14 protein-coding genes are annotated in these 14,526 nt (G+C 41.9%); 3 read left to right on the top strand and 11 right to left on the bottom strand.

The annotated features are described in order from the left end of the window. The first annotated feature begins 244 nt into the window (after positions 1–244). Positions 245–1,804: an ATP-binding cassette domain-containing protein gene (locus O3655_RS02660; RefSeq protein ID WP_049501340.1), complete on the top strand. Its 1,560-nt coding sequence runs from the start codon at positions 245–247 to the stop codon at positions 1,802–1,804. Between the two features lie 190 nt (positions 1,805–1,994). On the opposite strand, the gene O3655_RS02665 is transcribed toward O3655_RS02660, so the two are convergent. The 3 genes from O3655_RS02665 to O3655_RS02675 all read right to left on the bottom strand — a co-directional run bounded on the left by O3655_RS02665 (position 1,995) and on the right by O3655_RS02675 (position 4,163). Further along, positions 1,995–2,591 carry a CPBP family intramembrane glutamic endopeptidase gene (locus tag O3655_RS02665; protein WP_049485339.1) on the bottom strand — a complete coding sequence of 199 codons (597 nt, stop codon included), beginning with the start codon at positions 2,589–2,591 and terminating at the stop codon, positions 1,995–1,997. Between the two features lie 110 nt (positions 2,592–2,701). Further along, positions 2,702–3,601, bottom strand: coding sequence for a zinc metalloprotease HtpX (gene htpX, locus O3655_RS02670; RefSeq protein WP_049485340.1), 900 nt, complete (start codon positions 3,599–3,601; stop codon positions 2,702–2,704). A 1-nt stretch (position 3,602) separates the two neighbouring features. Beyond that, entirely contained in the window at positions 3,603–4,163 is a 561-nt protein-coding gene (locus O3655_RS02675; RefSeq protein ID WP_000219838.1) for a LemA family protein, read from the bottom strand. Positions 4,164–4,256: 93 nt separating this feature from the next. Here O3655_RS02675 and rsmG point away from each other — a divergent pair, with 93 nt between their 5' ends. Next, positions 4,257–4,970, top strand: coding sequence for a 16S rRNA (guanine(527)-N(7))-methyltransferase RsmG (gene rsmG / locus O3655_RS02680; protein ID WP_049490789.1), 714 nt, complete (start codon positions 4,257–4,259; stop codon positions 4,968–4,970). A 401-nt stretch (positions 4,971–5,371) separates the two neighbouring features. Continuing rightward, positions 5,372–6,655 (top strand): uracil-xanthine permease family protein, encoded by a 1,284-nt coding sequence (locus O3655_RS02685; protein ID WP_000808282.1) that lies wholly within the window; start codon positions 5,372–5,374, stop codon positions 6,653–6,655. 44 nt (positions 6,656–6,699) lie between these two features. Here O3655_RS02685 and O3655_RS02690 read toward each other — a convergent pair whose 3' ends face one another. From O3655_RS02690 to thiI, 8 genes are all read right to left on the bottom strand, one after another. Next, a complete protein-coding gene (locus O3655_RS02690) occupies positions 6,700–7,605 on the bottom strand; it encodes a DMT family transporter (RefSeq protein ID WP_308697058.1) in 906 nt (301 codons plus the stop codon). A gap of 8 nt (positions 7,606–7,613) precedes the next feature. Further along, on the bottom strand, positions 7,614–8,549 hold the full coding sequence (locus O3655_RS02695) for a serine hydrolase domain-containing protein (RefSeq protein WP_308697057.1): 936 nt from the start codon (positions 8,547–8,549) through the stop codon (positions 7,614–7,616). After that, positions 8,546–9,271, bottom strand: a complete 726-nt coding sequence (locus tag O3655_RS02700; RefSeq protein WP_049485343.1) for a CppA N-terminal domain-containing protein — start codon at positions 9,269–9,271, stop codon at positions 8,546–8,548. Before O3655_RS02700 ends, O3655_RS02695 begins: the two co-directional genes overlap by 4 nt. A gap of 110 nt (positions 9,272–9,381) precedes the next feature. Next, positions 9,382–10,251 carry an aquaglyceroporin Gla gene (gene gla, locus O3655_RS02705; RefSeq protein ID WP_049485344.1) on the bottom strand — a complete coding sequence of 290 codons (870 nt, stop codon included), beginning with the start codon at positions 10,249–10,251 and terminating at the stop codon, positions 9,382–9,384. A 157-nt stretch (positions 10,252–10,408) separates the two neighbouring features. After that, the gene (locus O3655_RS02710; protein WP_371641147.1) at positions 10,409–11,575 is read right to left on the bottom strand and encodes an acetyl-CoA carboxylase biotin carboxylase subunit family protein; all 1,167 of its coding nucleotides are present in this window, start codon (positions 11,573–11,575) and stop codon (positions 10,409–10,411) included. Positions 11,576–11,587: 12 nt separating this feature from the next. Then, the gene (locus O3655_RS02715) at positions 11,588–12,328 is read right to left on the bottom strand and encodes an esterase family protein (protein ID WP_000546816.1); all 741 of its coding nucleotides are present in this window, start codon (positions 12,326–12,328) and stop codon (positions 11,588–11,590) included. 20 nt (positions 12,329–12,348) lie between these two features. Beyond that, a complete protein-coding gene (locus tag O3655_RS02720) occupies positions 12,349–13,173 on the bottom strand; it encodes an alpha/beta hydrolase (RefSeq protein ID WP_049477631.1) in 825 nt (274 codons plus the stop codon). Positions 13,174–13,309: 136 nt separating this feature from the next. Beyond that, positions 13,310–14,524, bottom strand: coding sequence for a tRNA uracil 4-sulfurtransferase ThiI (thiI, locus tag O3655_RS02725; protein WP_049490776.1), 1,215 nt, complete (start codon positions 14,522–14,524; stop codon positions 13,310–13,312). Positions 14,525–14,526: the final 2 nt, after the last annotated feature.

Consider the following 14,526-nt stretch of genomic DNA (forward strand, 5'->3'; position numbering starts at 1 on the left):
AACTAAGTCTATCAAATAAAGAATCTTTATTTAGTAGATCTTGTTTTTGTCTCTTTATTGTGTGCTCTTTTTATACTAGATTTTCTAGTATCTTGTCCTCATTGAAAATCAAAAAACTAGAAAGCTATGCTCCTCTTGGGTTGGGGTAGGCAGCTCCAAGCTAGTTTGACGAGTTTTTCAACGAGGATAATAGAGTTTTGGACAGTGACTTTGGGCTCTACTAGATAAAGTAGAGCTTTTTGTTATGCACTATCGACATTCTAGAAAGGGCAACAATATGATAAAAATCAATCATCTAACTATCACGCAAAACAAAGATCTACGAGATCTTGTATCTGACCTAACCACGACTATCCAAGACGGAGAAAAGGTTGCTATTATTGGTGAAGAAGGAAATGGTAAATCGACTTTACTACGAGCTTTAATGAGAGAAGCATTACCTGATTTTACCATCAAGGGCGACATCCAGTCTGACCTTCAATCACTGGCCTACATTCCTCAAAAACTCCCCGAGTTCCTGAAAAATAGGACTCTACATGACTACTTCTTTTTGGATTCTGCTGATTTAGACTACAGCATTCTTTATCGTTTGGCGGAGGAATTGCACTTTGATAGCGACCGTTTTGCTAGCGACCAAGAGATTGGCAGTCTATCAGGGGGCGAAGCATTGAAAATTCAGCTCATCCACGAGTTAGCCAAACCTTTTGAGGTTCTGTTTTTAGATGAACCTTCAAATGACCTAGACCTTGAGACGGTTGATTGGCTAAAAAGACAGATTCAAAAGATTAGGCAAACTGTTATTTTCATTTCCCATGATGAAGACTTTCTTTCTCAAACGGCAGATACTATTGTCCACTTGCGACTGGTCAAGCATCGGAAAGAAGCAGAAACACTAGTCGAGCATTTAGACTATGATCGCTATAGTGAGCAGAGAAAGGCTAATTTTGCCAGACAAAGTCAGCAAGCTGCTAACGACCAGAGAGCCTATGACAAAACCATGGAAAAACATCGCCGCGTTAAGCAAAATGTAGAAACTGCACTTCGAGCAACCAAAGACAGTACTGCTGGTCGCCTATTGGCTAAAAAGATGAAAACTGTTCTCTCTCAAGAAAAACGCTTTGAAAAGGAAGCTCAGTCCATGACCCAAAAACCACTTGAAGAGGAACAAATCCAACTTTTCTTTTCAGACATCCAACCATTAGCATCTTCTAAAGTCTTAGTCCAACTGGAAAAAGAAAATTTGTCCATTGGCGAGCGTATTTTAGCTCAGGAGTTACAACTAACGGTCCGTGGCCAAGATAAAATCGGTATCATCGGGCCAAATGGTGTTGGGAAATCAACTCTGTTAGCCAAGTTGCGGCAACTACTAAGCGCCAAAAGAGAGATTTCACTTGGTTTTATGCCACAAGATTACCATAAAAAGCTGCAATTGGATCTATCTCCAGTAGCCTATCTCAGCCAAACTGGACAAAAAGAGGAACTACAGAAAATCCAATCTCACCTAGCCAGTCTCAATTTCAACTATCCAGAGATGCACCACCAAATCCGCTCGCTATCTGGCGGGCAACAAGGCAAGCTCCTACTTGTAGATTTAGTGTTGCGCAAACCAAACTTTCTCATTCTGGATGAGCCTACCCGAAATTTCTCACCAACTTCCCAACCCGAAATCAGAAAACTCTTTGCCTCCTATCCCGGCGGTCTGATCACTGTTTCGCATGACAGACGCTTCTTAAAAGAGGTCTGTACGAGTATCTATCGCTTGACAGAAAATGGTTTGGAAGTCGTCGCTTTACAAGATTTATAATTTTTGAACATAGCAAAAATCCAGAGACGATCTCTGGATTTTGTTTACACACGTCTTTCTTGGGAACATTGATATAAAGAGCGCTTCTGGCGTCTTTTACGTGACAGATTATGCTCTGACTTTTGTTTAAATTATATAAGCTAGAAATCATTTTTTACTATTTTACAGCTCAAAGCATTCTAATGCATCATTATCTCATATACAAAAAGCAAAATGCAACCAGATTATTGAGGACATGCAAAAGAATGGAATTCCATAGGTTGTCAGAAGTCTTATACCTTACCCCAAATGCAAATCCCATACCTAAATAGCTGATAAAGCTAGGAATAGTATAGGGACCATGAAGATAAGCAAAAAGAAGAGATGTGGCAAACAATCCAAAATATGTATTCTTAAATACTATCCCCTGTAACATACCTCGCATAAAGATTTCCTCCGTGACAGGTGCCAAAACACAGAGATCCACAAAAAGTACAGACCATGAAAGTGAAAAACTTTGCACAGCTTGAGTTGTGTCTGATTGGGTAGGACCTAAAAAATTGACCATAATATAAAACAGGAAAAGTAAGGCGTATGAAAGAAAACATTTTAAAATATCTTTTAGACAGATTTTCCGAATGTGAAACAAGTCATACTTTTTTCCTACATATAAAAATAATGCAAGTTCAACAAGGGTAAAAAGGATGGATAGCGGTAATGAATTTATTCTCATGATTTTCTCTGCTATACTCAAATGAATTGGCATAAAAATCAAAATCAAGAAAAACGTCATCCAGCGCTTATACATCATTCACCTCAATTATATAGAATTACATATATTATACTATTTTTTGGTGAGATAACAAGTTAAAAGTGAGATACTAAAAGCAAAAATCCAGAGGTCATCTCTGGATTTTTTTACATTTGTTTCAAGCGTTCGATTCGTTCTGAGATAGGCGGGTGGGTATAAAAGAGTTTTTGAAGTCCGCCACCTTTCTTCGGATCATTGATATAAAGAGCGCTGCTGGCATCATCGACATGGTGATGCATTGGCTCGCTATTCTCCAACTTGCGCAGTGCATTGATCATCCCTTGAGGATTGCGAGTCAGCTCCACACTGGATGCATCCGCCAAAAATTCCCTCTGACGGGAAATGGCTAGTTGCACCAAGGTTGCTGCGAGAGGTGCTAGAACAATGGCTAAGAGAGAGATAACAAGCATGATAATCTCCAAACCATTTCCATCACGATCATTATCACTCCGTCTGCGACCAGTGCCACCCCACCACATCATCCGTCCTGCCATACTAGACAGAAGGGTAATGGCACTGGCAAGGGCGACAGCAATGGTCGAAATGCGAATATCGTAGTTTCGGATATGACTGACTTCATGCCCCATAACAGCTTCTAGCTCCTCACGATTCATGATAGCTAGAAGGCCCGAAGTGGCTGCGACTGCTGCATTCTGCGGATTCGAACCTGTTGCAAAGGCATTTAAAGAAGAATCCTCAATGATGAAAACACGCGGCATAGGAATCTGGGCCACCATGGCCATATCTTCTACTACATGGTAGAGGTCTGGTGCTGTTTGCTCATCAACCTCACGCGCCCCATTCATAGACATGACAATCTCTGTCGATTGAAAGATCATGGTCAGAGCGTAGATAAGACCAATAATCAAGGCAATAATCACGCCACCAAGACCTGAGCGCATGAAGAGATAGCCAACCGCATAACCAACCAAGGCCAAGAGTAGGAAGAAAACCAGCAACAAAATCCAAGTTTTTCGTTTATTGCTCGCAATTTGATCAAACAACATCTTAGTCACCTAAACCGCTAAAGTCAACTTTAGGAACTGCCTTTTCCTCTTCAGGTGTTTGAAGGAAGTCTGCAGCTTTAAAGCCAAATAGTCCTGCGATGATGTTACTTGGGAAGCTTTCAAGTTTTACATTGTAGTTGCTGACAACACTGTTGTAGAGTTGGCGTGAGTAAGAAATTTTATTTTCTGTATTGGTCAACTCTTCTTGCAATTTGATAAAGTTGGCACTAGCTTTCAAGTCTGGGTAATTCTCTGCTACTGCAAAGATACCAGAAATCTGGCGGGTAAGGGCATCACTGGCCTTCATCGCTTCAGCTGGTGAAGTTGCTGCGGCTACTTGTCTACGAAGTTCTGTCACCTTTTCCAAGGTAGAACCTTCATATTTGGCATAGCCTTTGACTGTTTCAATCAAGTTTGGGAGGAGATCATTACGACGCTTCAACTGAACATCTATCTGGCTCCAAGCCTCCTTGGTCTGCATACGATTTTTAACCAAACCGTTATAGCTAACAATCACAAAAATAACAATCAGAGCCAAAACTCCAAGAATAATCCAAGTCATAATCTTATTCCTTTCTGCTTTTAGATTACTACCAGTATATCAAAATTTTAACGAATATGGTAAAATAAGATGATACTAGAGAAGGAAACTACTATGAAACCAGAAACATTTTACAGCTTGCTCGCTAAGCAAAATCTTCCACTTTCGGATCAGCAAAAGAACCAATTTGAACGGTATTTTGAACTCTTGGTCGAGTGGAATGAAAAGATTAACCTGACCGCTATCACAGACAAAGAAGAAGTTTATCTCAAACATTTTTATGATTCGATTGCACCTATTCTGCAAGGCTTGATTTCAAATGAAACTATCAAACTTCTTGATATCGGGGCTGGGGCAGGATTTCCTAGTCTACCCATGAAAATCCTCTATCCTCAGTTAGATGTGACCATCATTGATTCGCTCAATAAGCGCATCAACTTCCTTCAGCTTTTGGCTCAGGAGTTGAATTTGGAAGGTGTTCACTTCTACCATGGACGGGCAGAAGACTTTGCCCAAGACAAGAACTTCCGTGCCCAGTTTGATGTGGTGACGGCTCGTGCGGTTGCCCGTATGCAGGTTTTATCTGAGCTGACCATTCCCTACCTTAAAGTTGGCGGAAAACTTTTGGCACTCAAGGCCAGCAATGCCCCTGAAGAATTGCTAGAAGCCAAGAATGCTCTCAATCTCCTCTTCAGTAAGGTCGAAGACAATCTCAGCTACGCCCTACCAAATGGAGATCCCCGTTATATCACTGTGGTCGAAAAGAAAAAAGAAACACCTAACAAGTACCCAAGAAAGGCTGGCATGCCAAACAAACGCCCACTTTAATTTTTTAGTAAAAAAATGTTTACAAAATCATACCTCGCTCTCCCATTTCCAGGCTCGGGAAAAAATGATTTACAAAATCAACCTCGCTTTCTTATTTCTAGGCTCGGGAAAAATTCGTTTACAAAACGAACCTCGCTCTCGCATTTCCGGGCTCGGGAAAAAATGATTTACAAAATCTGCCTCGCTTTTTTGTTTCTCAGCTCGGGAAAAATTCGTTTACAAAACGAATTTTTTCTGCTATACTATCCTAAGCAAAGGTTTTTAATGTCATCCTGTGAGGTGACGAAGGCGCAGATTTATATAAATTTTTAAAAGATAGCTATTTTTTAAAAAGTCTTACTCTGAGGGCCTATTGCTGCAAAATAATGGGCTCTTTTTTGGTGCCCAAAAGTGAGGTTTTTATGAAACAGGAATCAACTGTTGACTTGTTACTAGACGTTGATCAACGTCCTTCTGCTGGTAAAGGCATTCTTCTAAGCTTCCAGCACGTGTTTGCTATGTTTGGTGCAACCATTCTCGTTCCCTTAATTTTGGGAATGCCCGTATCGGTTGCTCTCTTTGCATCCGGTATTGGAACACTTATCTACATGATTTCTACTGGCTTTAAGGTTCCAGTTTATCTAGGTTCTTCATTCGCCTTTATCACAGCTATGTCTCTAGCCATGAAAGAAATGGGAGGCGATGTCTCTGCTGCCCAAACTGGAGTTATCTTGACTGGTTTGGTCTATGTCCTTGTAGCAGCAAGTGTTCGTTTTGCAGGTACGAAATGGATTGATAAACTCTTGCCACCAATCATTATCGGACCTATGATTATCGTTATCGGTCTTGGTCTTGCTGGTTCTGCTGTAACGAATGCTGGACTCGTAGCAGACGGAAACTGGAAAAACGCTCTTGTAGCTGTCGTGACGTTCTTGATTGCCGCTTTTATCAATACAAAAGGAAAAGGTTTCCTTCGTATCATTCCTTTCCTCTTCGCCATCATCGGTGGGTATATCTTCGCTATGATGCTTGGTTTGGTTGACTTTACCCCAGTCCTTCAAGCCAATTGGTTTGAAATTCCTGGTTTCTACTTGCCATTTAGCACTGGTGGTGCCTTTAAAGAGTACAACTTATACTTTGGTCCTGAAACCATTGCTATCTTGCCTATCGCTATCGTAACAATTTCAGAACACATCGGAGACCACACAGTTTTGAGCCAAATCTGTGGCCGTCAATTCCTAAAAGAACCGGGACTTCACCGTACGCTTCTCGGTGACGGTATCGCGACATCTGTATCAGCCTTCCTAGGTGGACCAGCTAATACGACTTACGGAGAAAATACAGGGGTCATCGGGATGACTCGTATCGCTTCTGTCTCTGTTATCCGTAACGCGGCCTTCATCGCCATTGCTCTTAGCTTCCTAGGTAAATTCACTGCCTTGATTTCAACCATTCCAAATGCTGTGCTTGGTGGCATGTCCATCCTTCTCTACGGAGTTATCGCCAGCAACGGTCTAAAAGTTTTGATTAAAGAACGCGTTGACTTCAGTCAAATGCGTAACCTCATCATCGCCAGTGCCATGTTGGTACTTGGACTTGGTGGAGCTATCCTCAAACTTGGCCCAGTTACACTTTCAGGTACTGCTCTATCAGCCATGACAGGAATTATCTTAAACTTGATCTTGCCACACGAAAATAAAGACTAATCATCTATACACAAAAAATCCACTCGATTGAGTGGATTTTTTAGTTACTTACTCTTTATTTCCAACAGTAAATCTTTCAATGAAATAATGGTCACGGCTAGTAAAATCATAGCCATACCGACAAAATCAATCGCATAAAACTGTTCCTTCATAATCAGAAAGGCAAAGAAAACGGCAGAAATTGGTTCTATGGAAGCTAATAAACTAGACTTAACAGGGCCTATCAGACTAGCTCCCTTTAGGAAAGCTGTATAAGCAAAGACCGTTCCGATGATGATAATCCCAGCAAATGCAAAGAGAAAATCTAGACTAGTCGGTATGCTGGCCTGTAAGACTCCTGTGAAGGGAATAGCCACTACACCAGAAATAACCATCCCGACACCAATCACCAAAATACTGCCCCACTTCTTAATCAAAACGATGGGAAGAATAATATAGAGGGCATAGGTCAAGGCTGAAAAGAGGCCCCAGAACAGACCTAGGGGTGTGACAGACAACTGGTCGACTTTCCCATGCGTCGCGATCAGAAAAGTTCCTCCTATAGCCAATCCAATCGAAATAATCTCAGCCAGTGTCGGAGCTACCTTATCCTTGATACAAGTATAAACCAAGATCCCAACGGGGCATACATACTGGAGAACTGTCGCCGTTCCAGCATTGGTTTCCTGAATGGCAGAAAGATAGGCAAACTGGTTTAAGAAAAGTCCAAAAACTGCAAATAGCAACAGAGATAGCAGACTTTTTTTGTCTTTTAAAAAAGAAAGGAATTTATCCTTTGAAGTCGTATAGGATAAGAACACCAGTGCCAAGCCTGCAATGATAAGTCGCAAATTGGTCAAGACTAAAGCAGAAATCCCGTGTGCCATCAGGTATTGGCCACTGGTTCCAGACAAGCCCCAAGCAATCCCTGCCACTACTGTATACAGAGTTCCTTTTACGGTTTTCGACATGCTTCCCCCTACTCCTCTTGACGAATCATTTCCATGACTTGGTTTCGGTCAACTATCCACTGGGTACGCTCATCCTTCTCATACGTTCGATTGGATAAAAAGATAGCCGCCTCCTGCTTCTCTCGATTCCACATGATGAAGGTACCTGTATAACCCGTATGGTCGAGCCAAGCCCCTTCCAGATTCCAGGCTAGAGACCGCTCCTTATCATCTAAGGGAGAAAAATTTCGGCTCAATTCTGCAGCAAAATCATCTTTCAAGTAATGTTCCAGAAAGATCTGCAAATCCTTAACAGTCGAAAACAAACCAGCACTTCCAGCGTGTTTCCCTAATAGACGGGCTTTGGGATCGTGAATGATTCCGGCCTCTACTCCTCTCACTGTTGGGACAGCTTGCTCAACGGGGCCGAACTTGGTTCCCGTCATTCCCCATGGTCCCAAAACTTGTTCTTCTATAATCTGATCCAAGTCTTGGTCAAAGATTTTTTCCAAAAGAAAGCCCAAGAGTAAAAAGTGAACGTCCGAGTATAAGAAAGCAGGCTGACTTCGTCTATTGAGGTGAAACATGGCTTCTCTTAATTCCTCTGCCCTTAACTTGTCTCGATTGGGAATAAAGGGGTCCAAGTCTGTGGCATGGGTCAGAAGCTGCCGTATAGTGATATCAGGATAATCACACTCTGGTAAAAAATCCGTTACCGGTCGCTCAATATCGAATGTGCCCTGCTGCCACAAGAAGATAAGAACCGTCCCCACTCCCACGACCTTACTCACACTGGCCAAATCATAAACCAAACCGGTTTCTGTCTTCAAGTCTCGTTCTGGATCACTCAATCCTAGATAAGACTCTTTCCATTCACCATCCTTATAATACGCAAAAGAGGCCCCGGGATAAATCCCTGCCTCGATTTGATTTTCTATTTTTCTTAGAATTTTTTCCAACTTCATGCTTCTTCAAACCACAATTCAATGTTATTGGTATCTTTACCAAGGAAGAATTTTTTAGACTTAGGGACAAAGTAGCCTGTCTTTTCAAATTTCTGACGAAGACTGGTTAGATCAAAATTCTTGACTAAAAATTTTAACATCGTCAAATCCCAAGTGACATTGTTTTCAACAGCCAAATCTGCTCCTTGCCCTTTCGTAAAGGTGATTGCTGGCGCTACTCCTTCAGGATCAAGTAAGCTCTCTGTCCCTTCAGGTAAACGCAACTCCATAGAAACCTCAAATTGGCTCACGTATTTTATACTTGTATTTGAATAAAATTCAGGAACAGTTTCCAGTGGAACCAAATCTCTTATATCATCTTCTGCATGAACAAGGATCACATCCTCTTCAGGTGAAACAATCTCAAAAGCATACCCTCGGTTTCCTTTAAATAGGCGAGGAAGAGACTTCATCTGAGAAAGAAGGCCCTCAATTTCAGAAGGATTTTCAACCTTTATCAAGAGTCTAGCTAGCTTCTTAAGCCCTTCAACTCTGCGTGTTCGCATGCTTGGAGACTCTTCTAAAATCAATCTCTCCGTAGCTGTCTGGTCGCCTAAGGAAAGAAAGGCAGACTCTTCCAGCAAAGGTTTCATCCCCAGAGTTTCAATGTAAAATTTTTCATTTAATTTTCGGTTATTAACTTTCACAGTCGGAATGATCCGAACTATCTCATTCACACTCATATATTCCTCCAACTCTTTTATTTTAAAGGATTTTCGAATATTTTACAAGCCATATCTATTTTATTTAGAAATTTTACAAGAAAAAAACTGGGATTCCCCAGTTTCATTTCTTATAGGTAAAGTAGTTTAAATAGTGCTACTGCCGCAATAGCCGCTGCAATTGGAGCTACAACTGGAACCCATGCATACCACCATTTTGAATCACCCTTGTGTTGACCAAGAACTGATTTTGGAAGGAGTTCGTGAAGAAGACGAGGTCCAAAGTCACGAGCTGGGTTCAAACCAGGACCAGTAGGTCCACCAAGTGAAGTTACCAAGGCCATTACTAGGAAACCAAGTGCCAAGTGCGCAACTGAGATCCCAGCAGCTGTATGTGGAGCTACTTGAGCTTTCACTGCCAATTCACTTAAATCAACAGTTTGTCCAGCTTGAGTAGCCATTTGTTTCATGTATTGAAGAACCTCTGCACCAAAGAAGTTTTTAGTCAAACCAAGTGCTGCAAAGAAAAGAACAAATGAACCTACAAACTCATTGAGGAAGCCGTTAACAGTAGCTGCAAAACGTGATTCTTTTGTACCGTGGTCAATGCTTGAAATTGTTGAGAAGGTACCCAAGATATTGTTAGGGTTCTCTGTCTTCAAGTAGTAAGGACGGTGAGTCGCTACAACCAAAGCTTGACCGAAGATTGCTCCCAAAACTTGTGCTAGGATGTAAAATGGAACTTGATCCCAAGAGAAAAGACCACTAACAGCAAGTCCAAGAGTGAAAGCTGGGTTGATGTGGTTACCAGATACGTTACCAAACATCAAGGCTGGGATCATAACCCCCATACCATAACCAACCGCGATAACGAGCCAGCCACTTTGGTGACCTTTCGTACCTTTAAGTTCAACGTTAGCAACTGCACCATTACCAAGAATGATCAAAATAGCAGTTCCCAAGAATTCTGTGGCATATTTAATAGCCCATGTAAAATCCATTTGATAGATTCTCCTTAAATTTTTTTAGACAATCCTTATTCTATCAATTTTTAGGCCTTTTAGCAATATCTTTTCTAAAAGAATCTATGGAAAACGCTTTATTTAACTTATCTTTAAGAAAAGGACAAAAGAAGTCAAACTCCTTTTGTCCTAATCGTTATTCTTGACGTTGACCAAAGTCTACAATCATCTGCTCCATCTCTTGGCAACTCGGAGTTGTCAGCATATAAAGGTAGTCCCCTTGTAGCTCTGCAAAGGCTGCTGGCATGATTTTTTTGACCTTGAATTGCTGGCTGTACTTAGCAAGCAAGTCTTCTTCTGAATAAACATAGTTTGCATTGGCACGACGTGAAGTTGCCAAGCAATACTGGGGCTCAAACTCTGAACTTGGAAACTCTTCTCCTGCGACAATAGCTGCGTAGCCTCTATAAAGGTCCAAGGAATGAGCAAAGTTATAAACATCAATGGTAAAACCACCTGCGGGACGGTTATTGTACTCAATGGCAATGTAGTCGTCCCCGTCACGGAAAAACTCGATATGGAAAAAGCGTTCTCTCATTCCAAATTCTTTGACGATGGCCTCGCCATACTTGCGCAGTTTGGGATCCATATCCTTAAGCACATAGTAGGAATTGTCCATCTTATAAATCATGAGATCAAGTGGTGTATGGGCGTAGTCAAAAGTCGTTGAAAAGACGATATTACCATCCTTGTCCACAAGTCCGTCAAAGGTACAGATTTCGCTAGAAGTGACAAATTTTTCAAAGAAATAAACGGTTGAATGGTCCCATTCTTCCTTGAAGTGATTTACATCGTCTTCTGTCTCAAGCTTAAAGGTTGCTGCCGCTCCCACTCCGTTATCAGGTTTGGCAATCATTGGTAGACCAATCATCTCAACTGCTCTATCCACATCTGCTTCCGTATGGATAACAGCACCAGGTACCACAGGGACGCCTGCTTTTTTGAAAAGTTTCTTCATCTCAGACTTAAACTTGGTCTTTTTGAGATCCTCTGGTTTGGCACCAAAAATATTGAATTGCTCTCTGAGTGTTGCGTCTAGTTCAAGCCAGTATTCATTGTGGGACTCGATGCGGTCAATTGGGCCATGCTTGTAGAACAGAAAGGCAACAGCACGTTTGACTTCGCCTATGTTCTCAAGATTGTCTACACGGAAATACTCGGTCAGACTATTGCGCAAAGGCTCATCCAGTTGCTCGTATGGTTCTTGACCAATCCCCAAGACTGTGATGCCTTTACGAGCTAGTTCGATAGTAAACTGTTGAAAGTTTTGTGGATAGTAGGGAGAAATAACAAGGTAATTCATAGGCAACTCCTTTTATAGATACAGGTGTCCAAGAAAATAGGGCATTTGTTTACGCCACCATTCCCAGTCGTGGGCGACATCGTGCCCCCATTCAGCAAACCAGGCTGGAATTTGTTTCTGGTCAAAGGCTTCTTTAAGCTTGTAGAAAGATGGTAGACCGTCTTGTTCCCAGGCACCAAGGCCCGTACAGACGACGATTTCTGCCTGACGGTAACGATCAATAAACCAGCCGTCGTTTTGATTCCAGATATAATCTACAGGTGAGTTTTGGTAAATTGCATCGTCATTGTAGTAATCGCCAACGAAGAAACGCGCGTCGTAAACACCACTGAGGGCAATCACCTTGGTAAAGACATCTGGATGCTGGAGAAAGAAATTGAGTGCATGGTAGGCCCCCATTGAGCAACCTGTCGTCATCATGCCATCAAACCAACCTGTCTTATGCTTGATAAAAGGAATGGCCTCCTCAATCACGTAACGTTCATAAGCACGATGCATCTCCGCCTGGTCATGACCATTTTTCCAAGTGGCCAACCAGCTCTCACTGTCCACACTGGAGAGAGTAAAGAACTGGACACGTCCTTCCTCGATAAAGGAAGCACAGGCATCAATCATGCCAAAATCATAGTATTCGTTGTGACTGCCACCAGATGAAGCAAAAACAACAACTGGAATCCCAGCATGTCCATAACGGTTGAGGTACATTTCACGGTTGAGATTGCCACTCCAGTGGCTGAGGTTTTCAATATGCATTGGCTTTCTCCTTTCTTAACTTACCATTTCTCTGCAAAAAATCGAAGACAGTCTGGTAAATTTTCCGACCAAGGGATTTCACTATGGATAGCACCAGACTGAACTTTCAAGACCAGATTATCCAAGTGTACTCCACCTGCAATCAAATCACGGTAATAGCGAAGCGACGAATCGATATAGGCTTGCTTGATATTGCCAGCCATCAAGGTCTTGTCCGTATCGTCTGCTTCTTCTGTTCCTACATAGATGAAAATGCGCTGTTCAGGCGACAATTTCTTACGCTCGATATAGCGGTTAAAGGCTTCTTGGTGAAGCCAGTTGGCAGATGAGAAGATACCTAGACAACCAATTCGGTCTTGGTACTCTAGTCCGATAAACTGGGTAATATTGCCTCCTAGTGACGAACCAATCATAGCCGTGTGCTGGCGATCAGCTTTGGTTCGGTAGGTTTCATCGATAAAAGGCTTGACCACCTCCATGACAAACTCGGCATACTCCACACCCTTACCGCCAAACTGCTGGCCTGGGATAGGAGATTCTTGAAACTTCCAAGCCGCATACTCATGCATCCGCCCCATGCCGTCATTATCTATAGCAACGACAATCATGCGGCTGATGTCTGGATTTCGTTTAATGGCTGGAATAATCTTCCAAGAGTGTCCGATATAAGACTCCTTGCTGTAAAAGACATTTTGCCCATCATGAAAGTAAACAACAGGGTAAAAACGGTCTGTGTCTTTCTCGTAGTCCTTTGGCAGGAGCACACGCACACGACGCTCTTTTCCTGTATAAGGAACCTTAAGTTTGTGTTCTTTCATTTTTAAATAAAAGTAGGAATGATTCATTGTCAGAAAACTCTCTATATTCAAAATTTTATCTCATTATACCATAAAAATAGAAAAAAAGTCAGTAATTGTCCATTTTAAGGATAAATAACTAACTTTTTTCATTTGTTTTTCTGAATTCTTCTGGATTTTCTGATTAGAGGAGATTGTCAATCAAGTTATCGACTTCATCTTTTTCAACCTGGGGAGTGATTTCAGTAATCATGATACCAGCCACTGCTCGCTCAACCAAGCCTTCAACATCCATGCGTTTTTCATACTGCTCTGCATTCTCTATCTTAGGATTGGTCTTAGGACGGTCAGGCGCAAAAATAGTACAGCAGTCTTCAAAAGGCTGGATTGAAATTTCAAAAGTATCGATTTCCTGCGCGATGTCAATGATTTCCAACTTGTCCATCGTAACCACGGGACGAATGACTGGAGTGCTGGTCACAGCGTTGATAGTCTGCATGCTTTCCAAGGTCTGGCTAGCTACTTGACCAAGACTTTCCCCATTGATGATAACTAAACCATTTCTCACCTCTCGAATACGGTCGGTAATGCGCATCATAAAACGACGGGTCAAGGTCATGAGGTAGGCTTCTGGCGCTTTAGCCTTGATTTCCTCTTGAATCTCTGTAAAAGGCACCTCGATAAACTGGATATTGCCACCAAACTTGGTCAATTTTCGAGTCAAATCGTGTGCTTTCTTGAGGGCACCAGGACTAGTATATGGCGGGCTGGCAAAGTGAACCGCCTCAATATCTACCCCACGTTTAAGAGCTAGATAACCTGCTACAGGTGAGTCAATCCCTCCTGACAACATGAGCATACCTTTACCAGAACTTCCCACAGGTAATCCTCCTGCTCCACGAAAAGTTTCATAGGAAAGATAGGCAGCCTCTTCTCGAATCTCAACCTGAAGATTAATATCTGGATTTTTCATCTGAGCTTGCACGTTTGGAATGGCCTCGAAAACAGCTCCACCAAGAGTTTGATTCAGTTCACGACTATCCAATTCAAAGTTGTGGTCGCTTCGCTTACTAGTGATTTTAAAGGTCATCCCTTCCTTATAGATTTCCTTCATAATCTCTTGGACAGCAGACTTCAGAACTTCCACTGACTTTTCAATCTTATACACAGGAGAAAAATTTTGAATTCCAAAGACTTGTTTGAGTGATTCTGCTACTGCTGTGTAATCAGCTCCATTGAGGTAAGCGTGGGCACGGTCGCGATCTGCGGTTACCTTAACTTGGGGATAGATGGACAAAACGTCTGAAATATTATTACGAAGTTTATTGATGAAACGCATACGATTTTTGTGCTTGGTTGACAATTCTCCGTAACGAATCATAATTTCTGAATACTGCATAA

It is taken from the genome of Streptococcus sp. 27098_8_70 (assembly GCF_041432215.1).
Classification (GTDB): Bacteria; Bacillota; Bacilli; order Lactobacillales; family Streptococcaceae; genus Streptococcus; species Streptococcus oralis_CP.